The sequence below is a fragment of the Zhouia amylolytica AD3 genome (assembly GCF_000511935.2).
In the GTDB taxonomy this organism is placed as follows: domain Bacteria; phylum Bacteroidota; class Bacteroidia; order Flavobacteriales; family Flavobacteriaceae; genus Zhouia; species Zhouia amylolytica.
The window spans coordinates 1-25,066 of the sequence record NZ_AYXY01000019.1; the positions used below are offsets into that span (position 1 = coordinate 1).

Annotated in this window: 17 protein-coding genes; 10 read left to right on the top strand and 7 right to left on the bottom strand. The window is 35.5% G+C overall.

Annotated elements, in window-relative coordinates; translation table 11 throughout:
• Positions 1–606 (top strand): hypothetical protein (locus P278_RS04775; protein WP_038263199.1); only part of this gene is annotated, 606 nt, incomplete at its 5' end.
• Positions 607–1,857: 1,251 nt separating this feature from the next.
• Here P278_RS04775 and P278_RS04780 read toward each other — a convergent pair.
• From P278_RS04780 to P278_RS04795, 4 genes are read right to left on the bottom strand one after another with little or no spacing between them, the layout of a single operon-like run.
• Entirely contained in the window at positions 1,858–2,652 is a 795-nt protein-coding gene (locus P278_RS04780) for a TlpA family protein disulfide reductase (RefSeq protein ID WP_139226739.1), read from the bottom strand.
• A 28-nt stretch (positions 2,653–2,680) separates the two neighbouring features.
• Positions 2,681–6,313 carry a M1 family aminopeptidase gene (locus tag P278_RS04785; protein WP_038263204.1) on the bottom strand — a complete coding sequence of 1,211 codons (3,633 nt, stop codon included), beginning with the start codon at positions 6,311–6,313 and terminating at the stop codon, positions 2,681–2,683.
• Between the two features lie 18 nt (positions 6,314–6,331).
• Positions 6,332–7,204, bottom strand: coding sequence for an ABC transporter ATP-binding protein (locus tag P278_RS04790; RefSeq protein WP_038263207.1), 873 nt, complete (start codon positions 7,202–7,204; stop codon positions 6,332–6,334).
• Positions 7,205–7,243: 39 nt separating this feature from the next.
• Positions 7,244–7,912 (bottom strand): hypothetical protein, encoded by a 669-nt coding sequence (locus P278_RS04795; protein ID WP_038263210.1) that lies wholly within the window; start codon positions 7,910–7,912, stop codon positions 7,244–7,246.
• Between the two features lie 175 nt (positions 7,913–8,087).
• Here P278_RS04795 and P278_RS04800 point away from each other — a divergent pair, with 175 nt between their 5' ends.
• The 3 genes from P278_RS04800 to P278_RS04810 all read left to right on the top strand — a co-directional run bounded on the left by P278_RS04800 (position 8,088) and on the right by P278_RS04810 (position 11,134).
• Positions 8,088–9,542 (top strand): sensor histidine kinase, encoded by a 1,455-nt coding sequence (locus P278_RS04800; RefSeq protein WP_051413410.1) that lies wholly within the window; start codon positions 8,088–8,090, stop codon positions 9,540–9,542.
• The gene (locus tag P278_RS04805; RefSeq protein WP_038263213.1) at positions 9,535–10,230 is read left to right on the top strand and encodes a response regulator transcription factor; all 696 of its coding nucleotides are present in this window, start codon (positions 9,535–9,537) and stop codon (positions 10,228–10,230) included. The genes P278_RS04800 and P278_RS04805 overlap by 8 nt, the downstream gene beginning before the upstream one ends.
• A gap of 343 nt (positions 10,231–10,573) precedes the next feature.
• Complete coding sequence (locus P278_RS04810) at positions 10,574–11,134, top strand: hypothetical protein (RefSeq protein WP_038263216.1); 561 nt, start codon at positions 10,574–10,576, stop codon at positions 11,132–11,134.
• Here the strand turns inward: P278_RS04810 and P278_RS04815 are convergent.
• Both P278_RS04815 and P278_RS04820 read right to left on the bottom strand, forming a co-directional pair.
• Positions 11,124–11,918, bottom strand: a complete 795-nt coding sequence (locus tag P278_RS04815) for a hypothetical protein (protein WP_038263219.1) — start codon at positions 11,916–11,918, stop codon at positions 11,124–11,126. The two genes, P278_RS04810 and P278_RS04815, sit on opposite strands and share 11 nt — an antisense overlap.
• 105 nt (positions 11,919–12,023) lie before the next feature.
• A complete protein-coding gene (locus P278_RS04820; protein ID WP_038263223.1) occupies positions 12,024–12,617 on the bottom strand; it encodes an RNA polymerase sigma factor in 594 nt (197 codons plus the stop codon).
• Positions 12,618–12,740: 123 nt separating this feature from the next.
• On the opposite strand from P278_RS04820, the gene P278_RS04825 reads away from it, so the two are divergent.
• From P278_RS04825 to P278_RS04850, 6 genes are all read left to right on the top strand, one after another.
• Positions 12,741–13,922, top strand: coding sequence for a FecR family protein (locus P278_RS04825; protein ID WP_051413411.1), 1,182 nt, complete (start codon positions 12,741–12,743; stop codon positions 13,920–13,922).
• 156 nt (positions 13,923–14,078) lie between these two features.
• Positions 14,079–17,441 carry a SusC/RagA family TonB-linked outer membrane protein gene (locus tag P278_RS04830; protein ID WP_161808340.1) on the top strand — a complete coding sequence of 1,121 codons (3,363 nt, stop codon included), beginning with the start codon at positions 14,079–14,081 and terminating at the stop codon, positions 17,439–17,441.
• 28 nt (positions 17,442–17,469) lie between these two features.
• On the top strand, positions 17,470–18,978 hold the full coding sequence (locus P278_RS04835; RefSeq protein WP_051413413.1) for a SusD/RagB family nutrient-binding outer membrane lipoprotein: 1,509 nt from the start codon (positions 17,470–17,472) through the stop codon (positions 18,976–18,978).
• A 257-nt stretch (positions 18,979–19,235) separates the two neighbouring features.
• Positions 19,236–20,885 carry a glycoside hydrolase family protein gene (locus P278_RS04840; protein WP_051413414.1) on the top strand — a complete coding sequence of 550 codons (1,650 nt, stop codon included), beginning with the start codon at positions 19,236–19,238 and terminating at the stop codon, positions 20,883–20,885.
• Between the two features lie 17 nt (positions 20,886–20,902).
• Positions 20,903–21,910: a zinc-binding alcohol dehydrogenase family protein gene (locus P278_RS04845; RefSeq protein ID WP_038263231.1), complete on the top strand. Its 1,008-nt coding sequence runs from the start codon at positions 20,903–20,905 to the stop codon at positions 21,908–21,910.
• A 20-nt stretch (positions 21,911–21,930) separates the two neighbouring features.
• A complete protein-coding gene (locus P278_RS04850) occupies positions 21,931–23,358 on the top strand; it encodes a tagaturonate reductase (protein WP_038263234.1) in 1,428 nt (475 codons plus the stop codon).
• 168 nt (positions 23,359–23,526) lie between these two features.
• On the opposite strand, the gene P278_RS04855 is transcribed toward P278_RS04850, so the two are convergent.
• Positions 23,527–24,975, bottom strand: coding sequence for a serine hydrolase domain-containing protein (locus P278_RS04855; RefSeq protein ID WP_038263237.1), 1,449 nt, complete (start codon positions 24,973–24,975; stop codon positions 23,527–23,529).
• Positions 24,976–25,066 lie beyond the last annotated feature (91 nt).

A 25,066-nucleotide genomic window follows, 5' to 3' on the forward strand; every position in this document is an offset into this window, starting at 1 on the left:
TTTTTACTAGATACTGTCATACAAATGTCTGAATACGACAGTAAATGGAAAACATATTATTTAGATTCACTTTCAAGAGTTGACCCAGACAATGCTAAAAAGTATGAGAAGAAATATGATAGTGTAGTTAGTGGGTTGGTTGAAAATAAACTAATACCAATTATTGAAAAATACGGATATCCTGGAGAGCGACTAACGGGTGTGATGGTAAACGGACCATTAAACGATTCCTATAAAAGAAGTTATGGGAATAATTACGCGAATGTAATTTTAATTCATTACTATACTTGGTTTACCAAATGTAGATTCAATGATCTTTTAATGAAGGAAGTTATTAAAGGTAATTTAAACTCACAATCGTATGCTAGTTTTATAGATTTTCAAGCAAGAGTTAAAAATAGCAGCTCATGCAATCCTATGTATTATAATGAATGGCATAGGACTAATGATTCTACAAAATTTAAGGATATCAATAAAAGAAGATTTAAGATAGGATTATCAAAGTTTCAGGAGATAGATGAAAAGTATTCCAGAGGCAAGAAAATTTGTAAAGATTTAAAGCAAGGAAATTATAATCATATTAAATTATTTTACTGGTGTGGATGAAATTAATGTTTTAGTATTATCGGAGGAAGGAGATAATACTATAGATACTGTGTTAAAATGGATAAAATATTATGGAGTTAATTTTTTAAGGCTAAATATATATTGAATATTTATTCTCCATTGATTGTAAAGGATCTGATTTAAATCCTTGAAATTACTATTGTCAAATAAAAAAAAATAGATTGTTTGATAACATCAAATGTGTAACTAAAAAGTATGGAAGATGGTGTTGAAAAGCTATAAAATGTTAAAATTTGTTAAATGGTGAGGGCATAGGTGTCAGTTAAAAATTGAGGGTTTGAGAACCCTTATAATACCTAAAAAATATCAGTTTTTTATATTCTCCCCGACTCCACGATTAAGCGGAAAGCCTGCACGGAAGTGCAGGCTTTTGTTTTTTATAGGCGTACAAAGCGTGCTTTGTTAAGCCATCTAAAAAACAAAAGGCACAAGCGGAGCTTGTATGGCTTTCCATTTACAGTACGGGAATTTATGGAGATCACGGTAGTAATCTCAATTAACAGGATACTCTGTTAAGCCATCTAAAAAACAAAAGGCACAAGCGGAGCTTGTATGGCTTTCCATTTACAGTACGGGAATTTATGGAGATCACGGTAGTAATCTCAATTAACAGGATACTTTGTTAAACCATCTAAAAAACAAAAGGCACAAGCGGAGCTTGTGTGGCTTTCCATTTACAGTACGGGAATCTATGGAGATCACGGTAGTAATCTCAGATTCCATATTTTACCTATACTTTGTAACCAGGGAGGTTAGTTCCTGAATATTTATTGGTAGCATAGAAAGAATTTGTATAGATATACATCAATTTAACTCTCCTCATACTTTATCCATACTTTAACTATACTTCAACTATGCTTCAACTACCTATTAAACCATTGGTAATTTAGGGTTGAGAATTGTGTTTTTACAAGTTCAATAAACAATTTATATGATTTTGTATCAATTTGTACATGGTGGTAAAAACATGTGAAATAGGATGTTTTTATGAGAAAATTCAGCCGTATTAAATATCTTATCTTTAAAAAGTATTTTTTAAGGATTTGCTAAAAATATTATTCATGTACACAGGTATCTTAATTCATGGATTTTAATAAACGCATTAAAGATCAATGGATTAATTCGATACAACCAGAGTCTTTATTAAATAAAGTTTTAACCTGGGGCTTTTGCAACCCTAGATTAAAACTTTAACTAAATCTTTTCTAATTAATTCAAATAAATTAAAAACTAACTCTTTAATTCTTCTTCTATAACGTGGTCCAAATTTTCCACCGTATTAGTTGTTAAGCCTGTGGCTTTATAAATAATTTTGGAATCCTGATTGATGATAATATGGGTAGGGAAACTATGTACATTATATTCGTCAGCAATAGACCTTGCCCCGGCAACGATTTGATACTTAAAAGGGGTTTCTTTTAAAAAAGATTCCAAATCGCCGGGCTTATCAAGAGCGAAAGCTATAAATACAACTTCTTTACCCTGGTATTTTTCAACGAGTTTATTTAAATCAGGAATTTCCATCGCACAGGGTTTACAGTTCTTAAACCAGAAATTTAAAACAATAACCTTTCCTTTTAATTTTTTTAAATAAAGTTCATTATTCTTCAGGTCGGTAGCCTCAAAATTTGGGGCAGGTTCGTTTAGCTTTTTGTTACTTTTTAAAGCATCTGAATTCGCAATTTTCATTTGAGCTTTTTCCTCATCAGTAGCCTCCCTCATTAAAATGGCCTTTATTTCTTTATCGTTATCTATATAGAAGTCAGGTGCAAAATCTCCAGAGGTAAAAGCTTTCATAAGAGAAAACCCTTTTAACCTCTTTCCTGTATTGTCATAAACAGGAATACTTTCACCATCGAGTGTTATTTGTTGGTTTTTATTCATTTCTCCTTCTTGTGCTTTTCTAAGCCCTTTTAAAAATTCAAATTTAGGGGGAGTCTTTGAACCGTTTTGAGCATAGGTCGAACGTGTCATAACCCCTATTGCTAATAAGATCATGATTAGTGTAAATAGATGTGTTTTCATTTTAATAGAATTTTTAATATTTATTTTTTTATTTTTCGGCTTTTTCAATCGTATAGGGAGGCCGTTCCCATTCTTTAGTCATTATTAAATAGTTAGGATCGATCACTAAAGTTGATGGTTTTCTGTTGGTTTTTAGATTTAAGTTGTTTTCACCAGATTTAAGTTTTAGTTTTTGATTAAAGAGGATATCACCTTTTGAGTTATTCTCTCGAACTTCAATGTAGTCGTTACAAGGCACTTCGATTTCCTCTCCCTGGTCATTGATATAGAATTTTCGAATATCGACTTTTGCTTCAACCGTATATGTAAAGTCTTTATTTCTCTTATAGTGAGCAGATTTAACAGTGGTTTTATAGAAGGTTATTTTCTCTAGTGCATCTTCTACGAAATACTGTAAGCTATCCGGAGTTTCTTGTTTAAGACGTGTTATAAGGTTGGCAGTAGTAGGATAAGGGGCTGATTTATATGCATAGTCATTCAAAAAGTTACGAAGGACTCCTTGAAATGTATCTTTACCCAGGTACTGCTCAAGCGCATTCATCACTAGAATTCCTTTTTGATAGAATGTTTGTATTTGATAATTAGCAACCTTGTCCAACGGGCGTTCATCTAATTGTTCCTTTTTTCTGGAGGTGATATATTTAAAAGCTTCATTTTTTAGGAACTTGGTTATGGCCGCATCATCAAATCTATTTTTCATGGATTGAAGGGCGCTATATTGCGTAAGTGATTCCATAAGCATTTGTGCTCCTTCAACATCGGCAGCTATAAGTTGGTGCGCCCACCATTGATGTGCCACTTCATGCACTGTAACAAAAAATGGATAGTCGATAGTAATTTCAGATTTGTCTTTAGTTTTATTGTTGAGTTCACGTAAATCAGCAATAAAGCCAATACCTTCGGAAAAAGGAATCATATTTGGAAATGATTGTGCATAACTTGAGTATCGGGGGAATTCAACAATACGTAGCTGTTCCGATTGATATGGAGCATATATCTTACTATAAGTATTTAAGGCTGTTTTCATCCCGTTCATCATGTTGTCAAGATTGTATTCGTGTCCTTTATGGTAATAAATACTTAACTCCGTTTCTTTACCATTTTCACTTTTCCATACGTCTGTTTTTACCTGATAATTTGCAGAAAGAATTGCATAATAATTCACCATTGGATGTTCTGAGCGGTAATGAAAATAATTTCTTCCGTTTTCCTTCCATTGATCAATCAATTTTCCGGGGGTTAATGCTGTTTGATCACTGGAAGTACCTACAATAGCTTCAAAGTCTACGAAGTCTGCATCATTATTAATAAAGTTATGCTGTATTCCTTGTGGATCATTGATATCGGCAGCAATTTTTCTTTTGGGTAATCCATGCTTCTTTCGAGTACGAGGATTTGTAAGTTCTCCTCCCTTATTGTATCCTAATGATGGAAATAAAGAATTGTAAAGGAAAGTCCCGTTTTTGGCACAGAAGTTATTTGCACCACCAACACTAAATCCGTTATTAATGCCTTCAAAGTAAAAGTCAAGGTTTAGACTGTCTTTAGATGCTAATGGTTGCTTAAGAAGATATAGGGAAACTCCATAAGTGTCATCACGCTCGATCAAGGTAACCTCTCGGTTAAACCCTAACGTTTTAACATTTATTCCTGCATTAATATAAAGGGTATCAATTGAGGTTGTTCCCCGGTTCTTTAATGTAAAAGTACCTTTTGCAATCATGTCGCCTTTTTCTGGATATAAATCAACCTTTAGTTTAATATTAGAAATCTTAGGTTGTGGTGTTTTTTCAAAAGATTTATATCGATTTTCATATTCAACAGCTTGTAATTCTCTTTGATATGAAGTTTTAAATTCTTTTTTAATATTGGTGTTATAAAAAATATATGATCCCACAATCAAGGCTAGGGAAGCCAGCCCCCAAATGCCTTTCATGGATTTTCCTTTGATTCTCCTTCCTAATAACTTTATACGTATACGCCAATTGGTTTCACTTTGGGTAACCAATAGTTCGATGCTCAGGATAATTAGAATTCCAGCGATGAAAGTCCAGTATAATTTAAAGATCGAATATGGAAAGAGTCCAAAGCCCCATCCATTCATGTCGGAATACATTACGGACGGGCCTCTACCATAGATTAACAAAGGATGTTTAAGCAATTGATCTATGAAGTAAGTATTCAGTACCCAATAAAGAATGATAAAAACATATCCCAGATATTTATTATTTACGATAATATGAATGAAAAATGCCAGAGCCATGACTAGTATACTTTGTACCAGGCCTATTCCAAATTCTGAGAAAAAGTACAAGCCTAATTCATAGTTATAATAATCCGCCAAACTTTGAATGATGATTCCACATACTATCATCACTAATTTTAGAAAGACAATCCCAATGGTGAGTGCTAAAAATTTGCTGGCATAGGAAACCCATCGAGGGGTAGGGTAGGTACAACTAATTTCATGAATATTTTTGTCGCGATCTCTCCAAATCATTTCCCCGGAGAAAATCATGATGATGATAAAAATAAAAAATCGAGCACTACCACCTAGAATGCCTAGTACCTGGTAAGTAACCGGGTAAGTGTTAGTGTCGTAGGTTTTTCCAATTCCTTTAGAAACCACAAACATAAACACAACCATTACCAAAGTGATTAGTAGAAACCAGGTGTTAGATATTAAGTTTTTGGTTTCGAATTTAAAAAGTTGCATAAATTCGGGCCACACCTTTCTGTTTGCTTCAGCTTTAGGCAAAGGTCTTCCGGGTTTATTACTAAAGTTATTTTCTGTTACTAATACTTTGCTTTTTTGAGTTTTCTTCTTCTTTATAGACCAGGTAGATAGGGTGTATGTAAATTTAAACCTTAAAAGGGTAAAAATTAATATTACGATTCCTATCCCAATCCAAAGTATTCGATTATACATAAAAACGTCTACTAGTTGTGCTCCGGTTTTATTCATGTCGGTAGCTGATGCTGAAGAACTGACGCTTACTGATGCTGCAATTCCAAACGGATCAAGTAAGGCAGCTATAGTTTGACTTTCCAGGTCTTTAAAAAGGCTCATGGCCACACCGTACAGAATATAGAGTCCTAGAATTGTAATCCAGTTGATTACAGCACTACGCAGTAACAGACTAAAGCTGAAAAATATGGCACTTATAAAAAAGATATTAGGGATTATTCGAGTGAGGTAAGGATTAATGTAAGTGAGCCATTGGTTGGGACCAATGTAATCATGGTTAAGGTAAGGCATCAAACTACCTACAAAAAAACCAATACCTGCACCCGTGAACACCATAATAGTAAGTACGTTTGATGCAATGAAGCGACCCAAGACATAGTTTACCTTCTTTAATGGTGTAACGAAAACAAGTTCCAGTGTGTTATTATTAAAGTCTTTTAATACAATACTAGAACATATGGCCGCGATGATAAAGATCCCTAAGTATGAAAAGCTCCCCATAATCAGGTCAATAATTCCAGGAGCATTGATAAAGGTTTTGTCGCCGGCTAATTGTAGGTTAATACTTTTAAATGCTCCGCCTGTTACATTTATGATAGCGAAAGCCAACAGAAAAAGTATGCCCCAGTAAATGTAAACTGCTGGTCGCTGAAGAGCTCGCTTTATTTCAAATCGTATAATTTCGAATAACATGAGATTGGATATTAAAGGTTAGGCAGAATGGTTAATCACCGAAAAATAAACATCTTCCAAGCTGGGGTAAACCGGGCTGAAACCATTTCCCGGATGATCATCATCCAAAATATTAATAAGCATATTCCCTTCATTTAGACGTGAAGTTATGATATGGTAATTTGAATGATATTGTTCAATTTCAGACTTACTAATTCGTTTTTGCCATACTTTACCATCCAGTTCTTTCATTAATTCCGATGGTCGACCGTTTATAAGTTTGTTTCCATGATTAATGATGGCAAGGTTGTTACAGAGGTCCTTGACGTCATCAACGATATGTGTTGACAAAATCACTATTTTATCTTCACTGATATCACTAAGCAAATTGTTAAACCTATTGCGTTCGGCTGGATCTAAGCCGGCGGTTGGCTCATCTACGATGATCAAATCAGGATCTCCCAAAAGAGACAGAGCGATACCAAATCGTTGTTTCATACCACCACTAAAAGTGTGTACACTTTTTTTACGGTCTTTATATAAATTGACTTGATGTAAGAGATTCGCAACGGTTTCTTTTCTTGGTTTTACACCTTTTATACCTTTAAGAACCGCAAAATGCAAAAGTAATTCTTGAGCACTGATTCCTGGATATACACCAAAGGACTGTGGTAGGTACCCCAGGTTTCTTTTCACTTTTTCTTTTTCCTTTAAGACATCGATATCGTTAAAATGTATGCTACCCTGGTCAGGTTCTTGGAGTGTTGCGATTGTTCTCATGAGAGATGATTTTCCGGCTCCATTGGGCCCTAGTAGACCAAACATGCCCTTTCCGATGGTTAAGTTTAGATTGTTTAAAGCCTTAACCCCATTGGAGTATGTCTTTGATAAATTATTTATAATTAACTCCATAACTATTCTTGTTACTTGTTGTAATGGTTGAAAAAGAGATTAGAGTTTTTGTTTTAAAGCATCCATTTTTTCCTCTTGCAGATCCAAAAACTGTTCTTTGGTGATTTCTGTCGAAGAATCAGGAATGAGTTTTTTAGGATCTATATTTTCGGAGAATGACTTAGCGATATAGGAAACTTTATCACCTTCAATGGCTAGAACTGCTCCATTATAAAACATAGGAGCTAGTGGGGTAATATATTTAGGAAGATGTTTGGTAACCCAGATGGAAAATTGTCCTTCACTTGTTTTGAATTCTTCGCAAGGGAAACCAAGAATTTTTTTTGACTTTCCGGTAGGTTTGATGTTTTCTAAAGCTACAATTGGTCCATTGTTATGGTATAATTCCCCATCAACGGTAATGTATTTACGAAAAACATTTCTATCAAAATCAAACCATGTTTTTCCTCCATCTCCTTCGGATGATATGATTATTCCTGTTGACTTTTTAGATGGTATTTCTTCATAAACACCTTTTGATTTATTAAATGTAAATCTAAAATCAGAACTGGTAGTTTCTGGTATCATACTTTTCATCATTTGCTGATCTTCCGATAAGTTTTTATGCAAATTGATAGTTCGTTCGTAAATAATAGTTCCTGAATTTTGAGCTTTCGAGGAATAAGCTAAGCCTATAATTACACTGAATAGAAGGATTGCTTTTTTCATATTCTTTAAGATTTTTGTTAGGTTAAACTTTCTGAGTTCAAAAGTATTGGAGATGTTTAGAGAAGATGGTTAACTCATTGTTACATAGTGTTATCGAGTGTTAACAGGCGTTTGTTTTGTATTAATGGATAAATATTAGTTGTACTTTTGCCTTGTACACGAAATTGTTTTACACATGAATCAGCGCATTCGTATTATCTTTTTTTTAGTATCTGTTTCGATTATTGGTTTAGTCCTGTTACAGGCTCATTGGATAGGAAAGTTCTACCATATAAACAAACAGCAATTAATAAAAGAGCTTAACCTTGCTTTAGAAAAGAGTGTTAATGAAGAGATGAGTTTACGATATAGCGAAGATCTTCAGAGAGTTATGCCTAATATGAATGCTAAAATCATCTCATCTCCACCGGATTCTATTTTGAATAAAATTCCGATGGATTTATTATCTAAAAGTGAAAGTTTTCCATCGGGGAGTGTTACCATGCATGTAGATTCCCCTCAATATCTGGATGAAGCATTTAATATGATAGATTCAGTACCTGAATCTGTTGAATTAAAATTGAGAGAGTTAGTACAACAATTAATTTCAGAAGATAACTCAAGAAATGAAAACGTGCAATTATCAGTAATAGACTCATTATTTCGATCAGAGCTTAATAATAGAGCAATAGATATGGATTATAGGTTGGATGTGTTGGACTCGAGTACTGTTTCAGAGTTTAATATGTCTTTTCCTTTTAAAAATAGCTATTTGGCATCCCGAACATTTCCTCTTAATTTTAAGGGAAACAAAAATATACGGGTAGTATGTACTAATGTACGTCAAGTTTTATATGCACAATTTGGTTTTGGAGGATTAGCTTCATTGGCATTGTTCATACTTATCATGATATGTTTTGTTTATATGCTTCGGACTATATTCAGACAAAAACAACTTTCGCAAATAAAAAGTGATTTTATTAATAATATGACACATGAATTAAAAACTCCGATAGCAACCGTTTCTGCAATTGTTGAATCCATGAAGAACTTCGGAGTTTTGAACGATAGGGAAATGACTGATAAATACCTTGATTCCTCTCAAAAGGAATTAACCCGTCTTTCTGGTTTAGTTGAAAAAGTTCTTAATATGTCGCGTGAGGAAAGGGAGCCAGCACCCATGCATCCGGAAGAAGTAAATTTCCGAGAGTTGTGTCAGAATATTTTAAATGACAGGAAGTATGGTCAGATCAATAAGAAAGTTAAGGTTGAATTAGAAATTGAACCTGAAGCTGAAAGGATTTGGGTAGATCGATTTCATATGGTGAATGTTATGCAGAATTTGTTTGAAAATAGTATAAAATATTCAATTGATGATGTGTTGATAAAGGTAGCTGCTAAACGAGAACACCACAACTTTTTAATTACCATCACTGACAATGGTATTGGGATTTCAAAGGTTGATCAAAAAAAGATATTTGATCGTTTTTATAGAGTCTCAACCGGATCGGTACATAATACAAAAGGATTTGGGTTAGGACTTTACTATGTGAAAAACACCATAGAGAAACATGGAGGAACCGTAGCTGTAAGGAGTGAGCTTAAAAATGGGACTACCATTATAATCGTTTTACCAGTAAATTATGAATGATAAGCTTAAAATTTTATACGTCGAGGATGAGCAAGCCCTTGCAATGGTGGTAGGCGATAGCCTTAGAAGTCGTGGATTTATTGTCGATCACTATGATGATGGAAAAAAGGGATTGGAGGCGTCTGTAAAGAATACTTATGATGTATTGGTTATTGATGTCATGTTGCCAGAGATGGATGGTTTTAGTCTTATTGAAGCTTTTAGGAGGGAAAACAGTAGCACCCCGGTTATATTTTTAACAGCCCGATCATTGACCGAAGATGTAGTGAAGGGATTTGAGCTGGGAGGAAATGATTATCTTAAAAAGCCATTTAGTATCGAAGAGTTAATTGTTCGTATAAAAGCATTAGCCAACCGCATAAATACTTCAGAAACAGCACCTTTAGACCATTGTTTTATTGGGAAATATAAATTCAATGTGCAAAAGCAAAGTCTTGAGTTGGATGGTTATGAAAGAATACTGACCCATCGAGAATCACAAATATTGTTCATGCTATATAAAAACCGGAATCAGGTGTTAGAGCGAAAGAAAGTATTAGATAAATTATGGGGTGATGATACTTTTTTTAATGCAAGGAGTATGGATGTATTTATTACCAAACTTCGAAAATACCTCAATAAGGATCAAGGGGTTCAAATTATTAACATCAGGGGGATAGGTTATAAACTATTTATTGACGAAAATTAGGACTTTGAGGGATTAAGTTTCTAATATTAGAAGATGAATATTCTTTTGTGGTTATTATGAGTTAATTTTGACTCAATTATTTTTGAAATAGGTGACTTTCATTGAAATCATCCCTCACTTAATACAACATAAAACTTAACAATTTTTAATTAAGATATTGATGGGTTATTCTCTAGTGATTGATGTGTATAGTCATTAGTAGCATAAAATCAATTTATATCTAAATACATCAATTTAACTCTCCTTATATTTTAACCATACTATAGGTATACTTCAACTATGCTTCAACTACCTAATTAAATCATTTTTATTAAATTTATAAGTAGCCAATGATTAAGTCATTATGATTTTAAAGATTAGACTTCTGTTATTTTTAATTATTGCTGTTGCTTGTTCATCCGGTCATCAGGATGAATTTCCAAGTCCGGATCAATTTAGTGGTGAAGATTTATATTCGCAAGCTTCGGAAACCGAGCGGATATTGATTGGGAAGTGGTATTTTGGGTACTGCTATAAAGAAATGCTCGATGGATCGGTAGAGATCAGTTATGATTCGGGTACAAGCTATCCCAATAACGAACGGACTGACACCATACAATTTTATTCGAATAAATTGGTTGGATATAGTTGGGATTGCCCTTACCAAAACCCTAATAAGGCACAGGTGAAGCTTGTAACCTCCGAATCGGCAAAATATTTCTCATGGTGTTTTCCCAGCGGGGTGAATGGTTGGCTGGTTGAAAACAACAATCTTACCTACTACAGAGGTTATGACACTAACGACTTTATAGCTTACCCGATTATGGAAATCAATAATGACTCCATTTTTTTCTTGTACAGGGATTATCCTGAAAATAGCCTTAACGGAATAGACAAGGAATATGCTATATTCTTTAAAAAGTAGAAAAATCCATTTGGTAATGGATGTTGTTATCCTTGGTGTTCTTGAACACGAAAACCATGGTGTCTTCTTTTAGCTCTAATAAGGTAGCTTCCCTTTTAAAATCACCTTCAATGACTAACAACATGTCATCTAAATCAAGATGCCAGATGCCTTGCTCATGCAAAACATTATTGGAGTATACAGAAAAAGTACCATTAGTATTGAAACTTACCTTAGCCTTTTCATAAAATAGGTTGTCGACCGATCCGTTTCTTACATATTTAAATCCATCCATACTGAATAATCGAGCCCAGACCAAATCGTATTTCCAATCCTTACAGATCAGGTCACTTCGGTTTATTTCTTTCTTATGCTCTTTTACAAAGCTATATATAACCTTATGTCCCGCGAATGGTTCTATTGAATAAGTTAAACTGTCTTTGGAGACATTTTCTATAAAATAGCGACGTTCATTTGACTGCCCTTTGGCAAGGATCAGGGTATCATTTGTTGCATTTAATTCCCATGTGAATAAATCAATGTTACCATCACTAGTTGATTTACGTACAGATTGGTCATTCTTAAAGAGTATACGCTCATAGTGTGTGTCACTTTCCATTCCTGTAAATGTTTTTCTATTGTAGACTACCTGGTCGTTAAGTACGGTTTTAAACGGCATCCATCTACCAACTATTTGTTCTGATACATTTATTGAGTCGGGAGTGCCATTGATGTCTTCATTGTTGCTATCCGAGCATCCCGATAACCATACCAAAAACATAATATATAATAATTGCTTTTTCATAATTATAAATCTAATCATTTGTAGGATTAGATGTACAAGTTGTGAAAAGGTTGCGTTGAGAAATATTGGAATAATCTCAAGAATTATGAATTAATGGAATAGATATTATGAATAAATTAAAGTTGATAGGACAGCGAAAATTTTTAAAACGACGTCGGCACTTGACAGTCGCTGTTTCAGTAATCTGTATGCTTTATTTATTTGAGATTCTACAGTTCTGATGGATACATTCATGAAATTCGCAATTTCTATATTGGTAAGTCCCTCTTGCTTACTTAGCAAAAAGGTTTCTTTACATTTTTCTGGTAAGTTGTCAATTTCATGGCGAACCATGTCTATTTTGATTTTAAGAAGGTCTTCATTCGAATCTTCTATAATTTCATTCAGGTTTTCCAAATGCTTTGATTCAATGGCTAACATCCTTTTATCTTTCCTCCACTGATCTATAAAGCCATTGTACACCGATTTGTATAAAAAATTTTTCAGTGACTTTACCCTTCCCAATTTTTGTCTGTCTGTCCAAACTTTAATGAACACATTTTGTACGATATCCTGTGCACCTTCATAATCATTAGAAAGACTGTATATGTAAACGCAAAGAGGTTGGTGATAGGTATCAATTAAAAAGGTTAAGGCACGTTGGTTACCTTTTTCCAATTCACGTTTTAGTATTTCTGGATTAGAAAATTCTTTGTTCAAATTTTAGGGAATAAAAAAATATAAGAACTAAAAATATAAAAAAATGATAAATACATAAAAAAAATTGACAAATACGTAAGTGTTATGATAATTTAATACGTCATTATTAAAATTGATATCGTTTTGACAGATAAAAGAATAGAAGATATTATCATAAAATATTTCTCGAAGTCGGCCACCATCCATGAATTAATGGAGTTGACCGAATGGTTAAAAGAACCTTCTAACAATGTTATTTTTAAGCAGTTTGTTAAAGCCAATTTTTTGGCAGATGTGCATTTGGTTGATTTCAATACTGATGAAGAAAAGAAGCATATTCTTCGCAGGATTAAAGAACAGGATAGAAGACTACGCCATAAAAGATACCTAACCGTTTTTAAATATGCAGCTGTCGGGCTTGTTATAATGGGTATCGGCGCTTATTTTATGCTACCGGAATCTTTATTAAAAAAGAACCCCACATCCGTTCAGGTTGTCGATAATGGTGTTCACATCTTACCGGGCAGTGATAAAGCCATTTTAACTTTAGAGAATGGAGCAGATGTTGCTTTAGAAAAAGGAGTAGATGTAAAGTTACATGGACGTACTTTAAACCAACAGCAACTTATCTATGACTCCAACCAGGAGGATGGGAAGTCGACCGTTCAATACAATTATTTAACCATTCCTAAAGGAGGGCGTTTTTTTGTACAATTATCTGATGGTACTAGTGTATGGTTAAATTCTGAATCTAAGCTTAAATATCCAGTTCAATTTATTAAAGGAGCAGTGCGTCGTGTTGAGCTGCTATATGGTGAGGCTTATTTTGATGTTTCGGAAAGCATCCATCATGATGGTAGTGCCTTTATGGTTCATACTGGCGGACAGGACATAGAAGTGCTGGGAACCGAATTTAATATAAAGGCTTATCAGGAAGAGATTAATGTTGTAACTACTTTGGTGGAAGGAAAGGTGAAGGTTAAAGCAGGTGAAGCAGATAGTTACAGATTCCTGAGGCCTTCTGAACAAGCTTTGTTTAATGCGGAAACAGGTGCTTTGGCGGTTCATAAAGTGGACAAGGTATTTGATGAAATAGCCTGGAAGGAAGGTTACTTTAGTTTTAAGCATATGACGATGAAAGAGATCATGAAAGTGCTTTCAAGGTGGTACGATATAGAATATACTTTTAAAAATCCGGATATTGAAGAGAAACGATTTACCGGTGTTTTAGATCGTGAGGTTAGTATAGACAAGTTGCTAAGGTATATTCAAAAGACGAACGAATTTAATTATAGCGTGAAAGATAAAAAGGTAATTATTGAATAAAAAAAAGGAATAAAGTTGCCACCTCCTACAGTTTAGACTTTATTCCTTATTGATTAGTAAGATTAAAATAATGTTTAACCAAACCATTGCAAATTTATGAAAATTAACTTTACAAATGTTTTCCACCTCAGGATAGGAAAACTTTCTAAAATTGTTATGAGGACATTTATTGTTTTATGGGTTACTACGGCATTTAGTTTTGTGCCCAGTAATTCCCTTTCTCAAAATGCCATTATTAAAGTTGATACCGATACCGTTATATCGGCAACTGAAATGTTTGAGCTCATCCAGGAACAACTTGGATACAAGTTTGTCTATAATGATAAGATAATTGCTGAGGCACCTAAGATATCCTTGGTAAAGGGAAAGATTGAGGCCAATGATCTATTATTATCGGCCTTGAATCCAATCGATTGCACCTATGAATTAACTGAAAACAGAACTATTATTGTTAAGAAAAACAGGACTTTTAACAGTTCTGTGCAGCAACTCAGGGTTCGTGGTACGATTAAGGATGCCGGAGGTGTACCCTTAATTGGAGCCAGTGTTTTGGAAAAGGGAACATCGAATGGTACACAATCAGATTTTGATGGTAACTTCACCATTGATGTATCTGGAAATGATGCTGTTTTAGTGGTTTCTTATGTAGGTTTTGCCACACAGGAACTTCCCGTAGCCGGTCAATCAACCTTCAATATAACATTAAAAGAAAGTGCAGCAGCACTTGATGAAGTAGTGGTAACTGCATTAGGTATTGAACGTTCGAAGAAGTCACTTGCTTATTCGGTAACAGAAGTAGGAGGTGAAGAGTTTACAGAGGCCAGAGAAACGAATGTTGCAAATGCATTGGCTGGTAAAGTGGCAGGTGTTAGTGTTAATAAAACTGTAAGTGGTCCGGGAGGCACCGCTCGAGTTATGATTCGCGGAAATACATCATTAACGGGTAATAATCAGCCATTGTATGTGGTTGATGGTATACCTATTGACAATAGCAACCAGGGGTCTGCCGGTATGTGGGGTGGATCTGATGGGGGTGATGGAATTGGTAATATCAACCCGGATGATATAGAGAGTATGACTGTTTTAAAAGGGAATACTGCGGCAGCATTATACGGATCAAGAGCTTCCAATGGAGTGATACTTATCACCACTAAAAGTGGAAAGTTAAACCAGGGATTACGTGTTGAAATTAATTCAAATTATGTGTTTGAGGAAGCCATTAATCTCCTGGATCCACAAAAAGAATACGGTCATGGTTTTAATGGTGAAAAGCCTACAACACAATCAATAGCATGGGATGCGGGTGAATCATCCTGGGGTGCCAGATTAGATGGATCTGATGTCATACAATTTGATGGTGTCAGCAGACCTTATTCGTATTCAGGGAATAACTTCGATAAGTTTTACAGAACCGGGAGTACTTTTACCAACACGGTGTCATTAAGTGGCGGAACCGCTGATATTGGCTACAGGTTTGGAGTTTCCAATATGGAGAACGAAAGTATTATGCCTAATTCCGGAATGAAACGACAGAATTTTAGTGTGAACCTGCATGGAAAAGGTTTGAATGATAAATTAAAATTTAAATCAAGTGCCCAGTATATTTTACAGGATGTAAAGAATCAGCCAGGATTGGCAGATTCTCCAAACAATGCCAACTATTCGGTCTGGCAATTACCCGTAACAACGAATATATATGATTTAAAAGGAGATCCGAACAGGTTAGGTGCCCACCCGGAAGACGCAACGGATTTATACGGTACTCAAGGACAAAAGGGTTATGAGTTGTTGCCATCGAGCAGTATCTGGTTTCAAAATCCTTATTGGGCTGCACATCAACAGCAGAGAGGATATTCAAAAGACAGGGTTTTGGGAAGTGCTTCGGTGCAATATGATATTAATGAATGGGTTTATATTAAAGGAAGAGCGGGTATTGATCAATGGGATCGATTAAGCGGAGGAATCGGTCCAACAGGTACCGGATATGCTCCAAATGGGAGCATCAGTGAATCACAGCGAAAGCATAAAGAGACCAATTTCGATATTATGCTAGGGTCCGATCACGAATTTGATAATGGAATCGCCTATAACTTCTTAGCGGGTGCCAATAAATTGAGAATTCAGGAGAATACAACCTCAGTGAGTAGCAATAATTTTGCACTTCCATTCTTTTATTCGGTAGCTAATGGTATTTCTAATTCCGGTGGAAGCGATATTACCAGATTAGGTACACATTCTGTTTATGGTCAGGCTGAAATTTCATATAACGATTGGCTCTTCTTAACGGGTTCCGGAAGAAATGACTGGTTCTCTACTTTAAATGGTAGAAGTATATTTTATCCTTCTGTTGGATTGAGTGCTATTTTATCTGATGTGGTGAATATGCCAGAGGTGATTGATTTTGCCAAATTCAGAACGGCATGGGCCCAGGTGGGAGGTTCTACAGATCCTTATGCACTTAATCAGTTTTATGGTCTGGGCGTAGCTCAAAACGGGATTCCTCAGGGAGGTATAAGTGGAAGCACGGTTGCTAATTCAGAACTTGTTCCTCTCATGGTAACTGAGTTTGAAGTTGGATTGAACATGCAACTTTTTGAGCGAAGGTTAGGAATCGACTTTAGTTATTACGATAAAAGGACCGAAGACGATATTCTGAATGCTACCATATCTCAAACCTCTGGTTATACTTCTGCCAAAGTGAACGTGGGAGAAGTTACCAACAAAGGAGTGGAATTATTACTGACAGGAACGCCTATCCGAACAAACGATTTTAGCTGGGATGTTTCTTTTAACATGAGTTACAATAAAAGTAAGGTGGTAAGCCTGTTAGATCCGGAAGTTGACAATGAAGTATTAAATATAGAACGAAGTCGTTCATTAAATACCTGGGTACAACATATTGAAGGCTTACCCTATGGTCAAATATCCGGATTTAAATATGTAAGAGATGCCAATGGTGATATTGCCCTCGATGATTCAGGTTTACCGATACAGGATACCGATGCTGGTTTTGTGCCTTTTGGTACTGGTGTACATCCATTTGTGGCAGGCTTACGTAATAGCTTTAGATATAAAAATTTGACACTAAGTTTTTTAATCGACATGAAGGATGGCGCTGTAATGCATAGTGGTACCAATGGTCAGTTATACCGAAGAGGGGTTCATAAAAATACGTTGGTTGGTAGAGAAAATGGCTTGGGAGTGCTACCTGCAAGTCAGATTGCTAACTACTACAACTATATTTATAATAATATCAGTGAAGAGTTTATTTATGATTCCGGCTTCATTAAACTGAGAGAAATTACCCTCGGATTTAGAATTCCTAAAAATGTATTAGATGATACTTTTATAGAAAATGCAACACTTTCTTTTGTTGCGAGGAACTTATGGTTGATTCACTCGAGTGTTGATAACGTAGATCCGGAATCTAGCTATAATGCAGGTAATGGTCAAGGATTGGAATTCTTTGGGTTACCACAAACGAAGTCCTTTGGATTTAATTTGAATGTTAGCTTTTAACTAAAAGACAATTCTAAAAGAGAAAATCATGATGAAGATAAATAATATTAGAACAAAGATTATATTGCTTTTTTTGGCAATATTTACCTTATCAACTACCTCTTGTGTTAAGGAATTGGAAGAACTGAATAGCGATCCGAATGCTATAGAAGAGTTGCCATATGGAATACAACTCACAAGGTTACAGCTATATCTTTCAGGTACTCGGTATGAAATGCGTAGAGCATCATTGGGTTGGGCTATGTCTGCCATACAACAGTTTGCCGATGTTAATATATCTACGAGTTTACTCCCTGGAGATAAATACATAGACTTTCTTGATTACAGTTCGTCGCTATTTGATAGGGCTTTTACTAATGAGTATAAAGATTTAGCTGATTATATGGCAAGAGTTTCTGAAGATCCTGAAGCTATAAATTATCATGCTGCCGGGAGGGTAATGCGCGTATTGTCGTTTCACCGCACTACCGATTTATATGGAGATATACCTTATTTTGAAGCGGGCTTGGGTTATTTAGATAATGAGTGGACGCCATCGTATGATAGCCAGGAAGAAATCTATAATCATATGCTCATGGAACTAGAGGAAGCAGCTTTGGAATTCAGTAATTCAGCTCCTTCCATTGGAAGTCAGGATTTATTCTATGGCGGTGATATTACAAGATGGAAAAAACTTTCCTACTCTCTCATGTTGAGATTGGGTTTGCGATTGGTGAAGGTAGATCCTGCTGCTGCGGAACTTTGGGTTTCAAAAGCCATTGCAGGTGGTGTTATGACTGATTTAAATGATGTTGTTAAAACTGAACATCAGATTGATGGCGGATGGATCAATACGAATCCTTACGGAGAAGCTTTTGAAATTGATAAGTTTATGAGGTTGAGTGATACTTTTGTTAGTTGGATGCAAGATCATGGTGATCCGAGATTAGAAATATTATCTTTTGTAGAAAGCGGTGGCCCACATCAAGGGTTGCCCAATGGGTTGGATCCGAATACTTTAGAGACCATGGGGCCAGCCGGTGGGGATTTAGCAAATTATTCTCAATTAAACCAGGCTTTGGTTCAACGAGATTCTCCTTTTATGTTTATGACTTATGCAGAAGTGGAACTTATGTTAGCGGAAGCTGCTGTGAGAGGTTGGTATAGTGGAGATGCGCAAACGCATTATAATAATGGAGTTAGGGCCGCCATGGAAAATTGGTCTTTTTATGGAGTCAGCACTCCTACTACGGCGGAAGTAGATACTTATTTGTCAGCAAATCCATTTGATGCGGCTAATGCTATAGAAATGATAGGAGAACAATATTGGGCTGCTACTTTTTTAAATCCCTGGGAAGGTTATGCTAATTGGAGAAGAATAGAGTATCCGGTATTAACCCCGGTGAATTATCCAGGAAATGCTACAGGAGGAACCATTCCACGTCGATTAAAATATCCTGATACTGAATATACGTTGAACGAGGAAAATGTTAGGGCTGCTGAGGCCCGACAAGGACCTAATAGCTATACCACCAGAATTTGGTGGGATAAAAATTAATATATACATAGTTTGTTAAGTTGCGTTAATCACTTTATGAAAGGGAGGCATTTGCCTCCCTTTTCTTTTATAAATATTCAATTTTCCCAAAATATAGAAGCAAATACAGTTTTGGTATTTCTAAAAGAACCTTTAAGTTTAACGGATCAAAGATTTTCGAGATTACATCAATATGTTTTTGAAGTCTGATTTACGATTAGCTTGTAATTATTGACAATCATTTAGATTAACAGGATACACCAAGCCATACCGATATTATGAAAAAAACAGGATTTTTATCACTTTTATTACTTTGCTGTAATTTCCTTGAAGCTCAAATAACGGATCGTAGTCGCCCTGCAGCATGGAATGATCTGGTAAATGGCGGACGTTTTATGGATCGATTTGAGGCAATTCCTATCATGAATAAACCAACCTCAGACACATGGGGAGGTGAAAACGTATTACCAAGAGATACATCGAATGGTATCGAAGATCGCGTTTATTCTTATTGGGGTGGTAATATAGTGAGGGGAGATGATGGAAAGTATCATCTTTATGTATGCCGTTGGCGTGAGGATTCACCAAAAGGGCATATGGAATGGTTTCATTCCATCGTAGTACATGCGGTAGCTGATAATGCTATCGGACCCTATAAAGTAATGGACATCGTAGGGTCTGGACATAATCCTGAGGCTTTTCAGTTAAAAGATGGTAGTTATGTGATCTATGTTATTGATGGGTATTATCATTCCAAATCATTAAACGGTCCGTGGGAGTATAATACTTTTCATTTCGATGCCCGGGATCGCCCTGTCATAGAGGGATTATCTAATTTGTCTTTTGCCAGGAGAGAAGATGGTTCTTTTTTAATGGTTTGCAGAGGTGGTGGTATCTGGTTTAGTAAAGATGGTATAAGTTCGTATAATCAGGTTTCAGATAAAAGTGTATACCCACCAGTTGATGGACGGTTTGAAGATCCTGTGATATGGAAAACCAATATACAATATCATATGATTGTAAATGATTGGTACGGAAGGATCGCTTATTATTTAAGGTCTAAAGACGGAGTTAATTGGAAGGTCGATACAGGGGAAGCATACATGCCCGGACTGGCTATTTATGAAGACGGAACGAAGGTAGATTGGTTTAAATACGAACGGATTAAGGTTCTACAAGATGAATTAGGAAGGGCATATCAGGCAAACTTTGCTGTTATTGATACGCTCAAACACGAGGATAAACCAAGAGATACTCATAGTTCAAAAAACATCAGTATTCCATTAATTGTTGGGAGACAAATAGAATTACTAGGCAAGAAAAAAATAACAGAACGAACGAAGCGTATTCAATTATTAATAAAAGCTGAAGAGGGATTTAATCCGCATACTGATATCGATTTGGAATCGCTAAGGTTCGGGGCTTCGGAAGCTGTTAATTATGGTGGGGGTTGCGTGGCGGTAGATTCGAAAATGAAAGGTAATGATTTGATTATAACATTTAACGGAAAGGGTAATGGTTTAAGTGCTGAAAACTTTGTAGGTAAGCTCTTAGGGAAGACAAGCGATGGAGAATTGTTATTCGGTTATACGAGATTGCCATGGATCAGCTATTATGAACCTATACTTTCTCCAAAATCACCTGAAATTGAGCAAGCTTCAGAAGGCGCGGATATTCAAGTTGAAATTCAAAATTTTGGCCAGGTAACTTCATCCATTATTCCAATACAAATCTATGTAAAGGAGCAAAATGGTTATGAGAAGATAGCTGCTGCTGAACTGCAGGGGATTGAGCCATTTGAAAAGATAAAATTAAGGTTATTTACGAAATACGAGTTTGTTAAGGGTGGTATATATACCCTTAAATTAGGGATTGAAACAGAGGAGAGTCATTTCGAGGAATCTGAATTTGAAGTGAAAGTTGAATAAAAAGTTTAAACTGAGTTATGAAATATATTGTGTGTGAAAAACCAGGAGATTTTCTATTAAAAGAAAAACCTACTCCTGAAAGGAAAAATGGTGAAGCCTTATTGAAGGTTACCAGGGTAGGCATTTGCGGGACTGACTTGCATGCTTATTTGGGGAACCAGGCTTTTTTTACATACCCGAGAATTCTTGGACATGAGCTGGCAACTCATGTTTTAGCGATTGACACGAATGAGCAAGGAATAAAGGCTGGAGATAAAGTGGTAGTCATGCCTTATATAAGCTGTAAAAATTGCATCGCTTGTAAGCATGGTAAAACAAATTGTTGCACGAACATCAAGGTTTTGGGTGTTCATACCGATGGAGGAATTCAAGAGCAGATTGTTGTTCCGAATGACTTGTTAATTCCTGCAAACAACCTTACTGATGATGAAATGGCTATAGTAGAGCCTCTGGCTATTGGTGCACATGCTATAAGACGGGCCGATCTTAAAGAAGGGGAGTCTGTTATAGTGATAGGGTGCGGACCGATAGGGATTGGGATATTAAAACAGGCACAATTACTGGGCGCTCAAACCATAGCTCTTGATGTTGATGAAGGGAGGCTACAATACGCGAAGGAATTTATTGGGGTAAACCATGTGGTGGATGTTAAGGATGATCCACTGCTTCAAATACGAGATATAACCAATGGCGATCTGGCATCGGTAGTTTTTGATGCAACAGGAAATAAGACTGCCCTGGAGAAAGGCCCTGATTATATGGCACATGGTGGGCGCTATGTTTTAGTAGGGCTGTCTAAAGGAAATCTAATATACCACCATCCGGCTATTCATGCCAAAGAAATGACAATGATGTGTAGTCGTAATGCAACCCTTGAAGATTTTAAAAGAGTTATTGAAATTCTTCCAGAGTTTCCTACGGATAAATTCATTACGCACACTGTACATTTTTCAGAAATGATTCATCATTTTGATTCCTGGACGAATCCTGAATCGGGGGTTATCAAAGCTACTGTCGAATTTTAATATCTAATCAAAAAGATGTAATGAAGGGGACTACCAGGACCAACCGACCATTAAAAGTCATGCAATTCGGGGGAGGTAAATTTTTAAGAGCCTTTGCAGTTTGGATGATAGAGGAACTCAATCAGAAAACTAACTTTAACGGCGGTGTGCTAGTTGTAAAGCCAACTAAAGGTGGTGACTATCTTGAGCTCAGAGAGCAAAAGGGACGCTTTCATGTGCTTTTAAATGATTGGGAAGGGAATAAAATAGTTACTACGGTTAAAGAAATTGATTGTGTAGAGGGGATTGTTAATCCCTATAAGGAATGGGAATTGTTTTTGGACTATGCCAACGATGCGTCTTTAAGGTATGTAATTTCGAATACTACAGAGGCAGGAATCACATTCAATCCTAAGGATAACTTTCATGATGATCCGCCTAATGAATTTCCGGCTAAACTCACCCGGGTATTGTATCATAGGTACAAACATTTTGGTAACGATCCTTCCAAAGGCTTGATAATACTTCCTTGTGAGTTGATCCATAAAAATGGTGAAGCCTTGAAAAAATGTGTTTTGGAATATGCAGCAGCCTGGAAACTGGACGGTGAATTTATTAGATGGGTAGCATTATATAACAAGTTCTATAATACCCTGGTCGATCGGATCGTTTCAGGTTATCCGGTTACCATTGCACCTGAAATTCAACAACAAATTACTTTTGATGATAAACTTATGGTAACGGGAGAATTTTATCATAGTTGGGTAATTCAGGCTGATGTTGAAATAACCGATGAGTTCCCTGTTGACGAGGCGGGATTAAATGTGACTTTTGTATCGGATATTATGCCTTATCACGATCTGAAGGTAAGAGTCTTAAATGGGGCTCATACAGCGATGGTCTTTTTAGGAAGCTTATTAGAACTGGTGTATGTTCATGAAGTTGTAGAGGATCGAAAATTAAATGATTTTCTCGACGCTTTGATTAGGAATGAGATATTAATGACCATCGACATACCGACTGAAATTAAAGATCAATTTTACCATAGTACAATTAACAGATTTAGAAATCATAGTTTAAAACATCGATTGGCTGATATATCACTTAACAGTTCCCATAAGTATGTATCCAGATTATGGCCTACCATCATTGATTATGTAGATACCTTTAAAAATACACCTGATAGGTTGGCTTTTATAACAGCTTGTATGGTATTGTTTTTTAGAGGAGCCTACAAGGGGAACCTAATTGCATTAAATGATGATCAGGATAGAATTCAAAACTTTTCGGGATTATGGCAGCTATATTTAAGAGGAGAGTTGTCGAGAATTGATCTGGTACATAATATTTTAGTCACTTCTGGAATTCCAGAAAAAGAATTAGATAAAGGCTTTATACAGAAAACAGCTTTCTATATAAAGGATATTGAGGGAAAGGGTGTTATGCAGGTCTTAGAGGGTTTAGTTTAATCTTTCATAATTATTAACGTCCTTATAAATCTAAAGAATAGATAAGTTTAAAACCAGCTAGCTTTTTTAACAGGAAAAGGTAGAATACCCTTCATGTCCTTACAGTTAATAAAATGCCAGCCTTAGTATTTAAGAAATTAAGTCTTGGTTAGGGGATGAGGTCCAGGGTTAATTATGGTATAATTTGTCTATTTTATTTTTCATCAGTTCATTGTAATTCCAATCATTATCTTTATTGAGAAGTATGGCTTTTTTATAATTTTCAATGGCTAGGGAACTATCTTTATTTATTTCATAAATTTCTGCTAAACTCGCCTTTGAAACCCACCAATTTGGATTTGCTTCTGCATTGAGTTGAAATATGTCAAATGCTTTTTGAAGATCAAGCTCATTGTATGCATAGGAATTCCCTATACTATTTATATTCCATTTCAAATTATCAAAGTCTGAATTCGGATTTTCCTGTTTTAATTTTTTAAATGCCAGAGTAGCCTCTTTAAACTGACTGTTTTTTACAAGGCTCATGATGTCTTCTTCCAACGCAAGATTTTGTATTCTCAGCTCTGGAATTGCAATTTTTGCAATGTCATTGATAATGATATCATAGGCTGGTATTTGATATCCATTAGATAATAGAATAATGGTTGTTTTATGATTGATAAATTTTCGTATGGCAGCCAGATTACCACCTGAAAACCCATAAGAATTTATTTCATTTACAGGATAGTATCCCCAACCATATGAAAAGTGGTCATTTTCATTATTAAAATTAAAGGGTTCCCACATTTTGGATTTTACATTATGGCTTAGAAGTTGGTCATTGTCGAGTTTTTTATTCCACTCCATAAATCTTTTTAGCGTAATATTCAGACCGTTTCCGGAATGTCCTCTTTTACCACTGTTATTGGTGTCTTTATCAAAGGCTTTGGTTTTTTCGTTATAAAAATATCTGGTTGCCCGGTTAGGAATGATTTCTTGTGAACTAGAAGAAAATAGAACTCCTGTTGTATCATTGTCAAATTCATTTTTCATAATGTAGTTATCGAAGGTCATTCCTGTAACTTTCTCCATAATTTGAGCAAGTAACCAGTAATTCGTTTGATTATACCGAAACTGATCACCGGGAGCAAAATCCATTTTGTCTTTGAACAGCTTATCCATTAGTTCGTGATCACTTAAAGTGCTTTTATACTTTATGATATCCGGTAAACCTGAGGAGTGACTTAACAGGTTTTTAATCTTGACTTCTTGCCATTGAGGGGGTAAATTATCTAAATAAATTGAAATATTATCATCGAGGTTGAGGGTGCCATTTTCTATCAATTGAAAAACGCCTGTTGCGGTAATCAGTTTTGTGGCTGAAAATATTCTGAACAAGGTGTTTTCATTTACAAGTTCTCCACTTTCTAATGACGATTCCCCCATATAATTTTCATATACTATTTCATCATCAATTATAACGGCCAGTGCCAATCCGGGAATATTATGTAATTCCATGGTGCTGGTAAGATAGTCATCTATGTTTTTTTTAATTGTGTCAGGATTGCTCTTATGCATATTACATGAACCGATCCATAATAAAAACAGGATGATAGCAAGTGGTTTAAATTTTTCCATGTGAGTTTGTTGTTTATTTTTTAAAGACGACACGATTTCTTTTGTGTGGCAAAACGTTGTTCTTTGTGAACGGTTATTTTAAGGTTTAGAA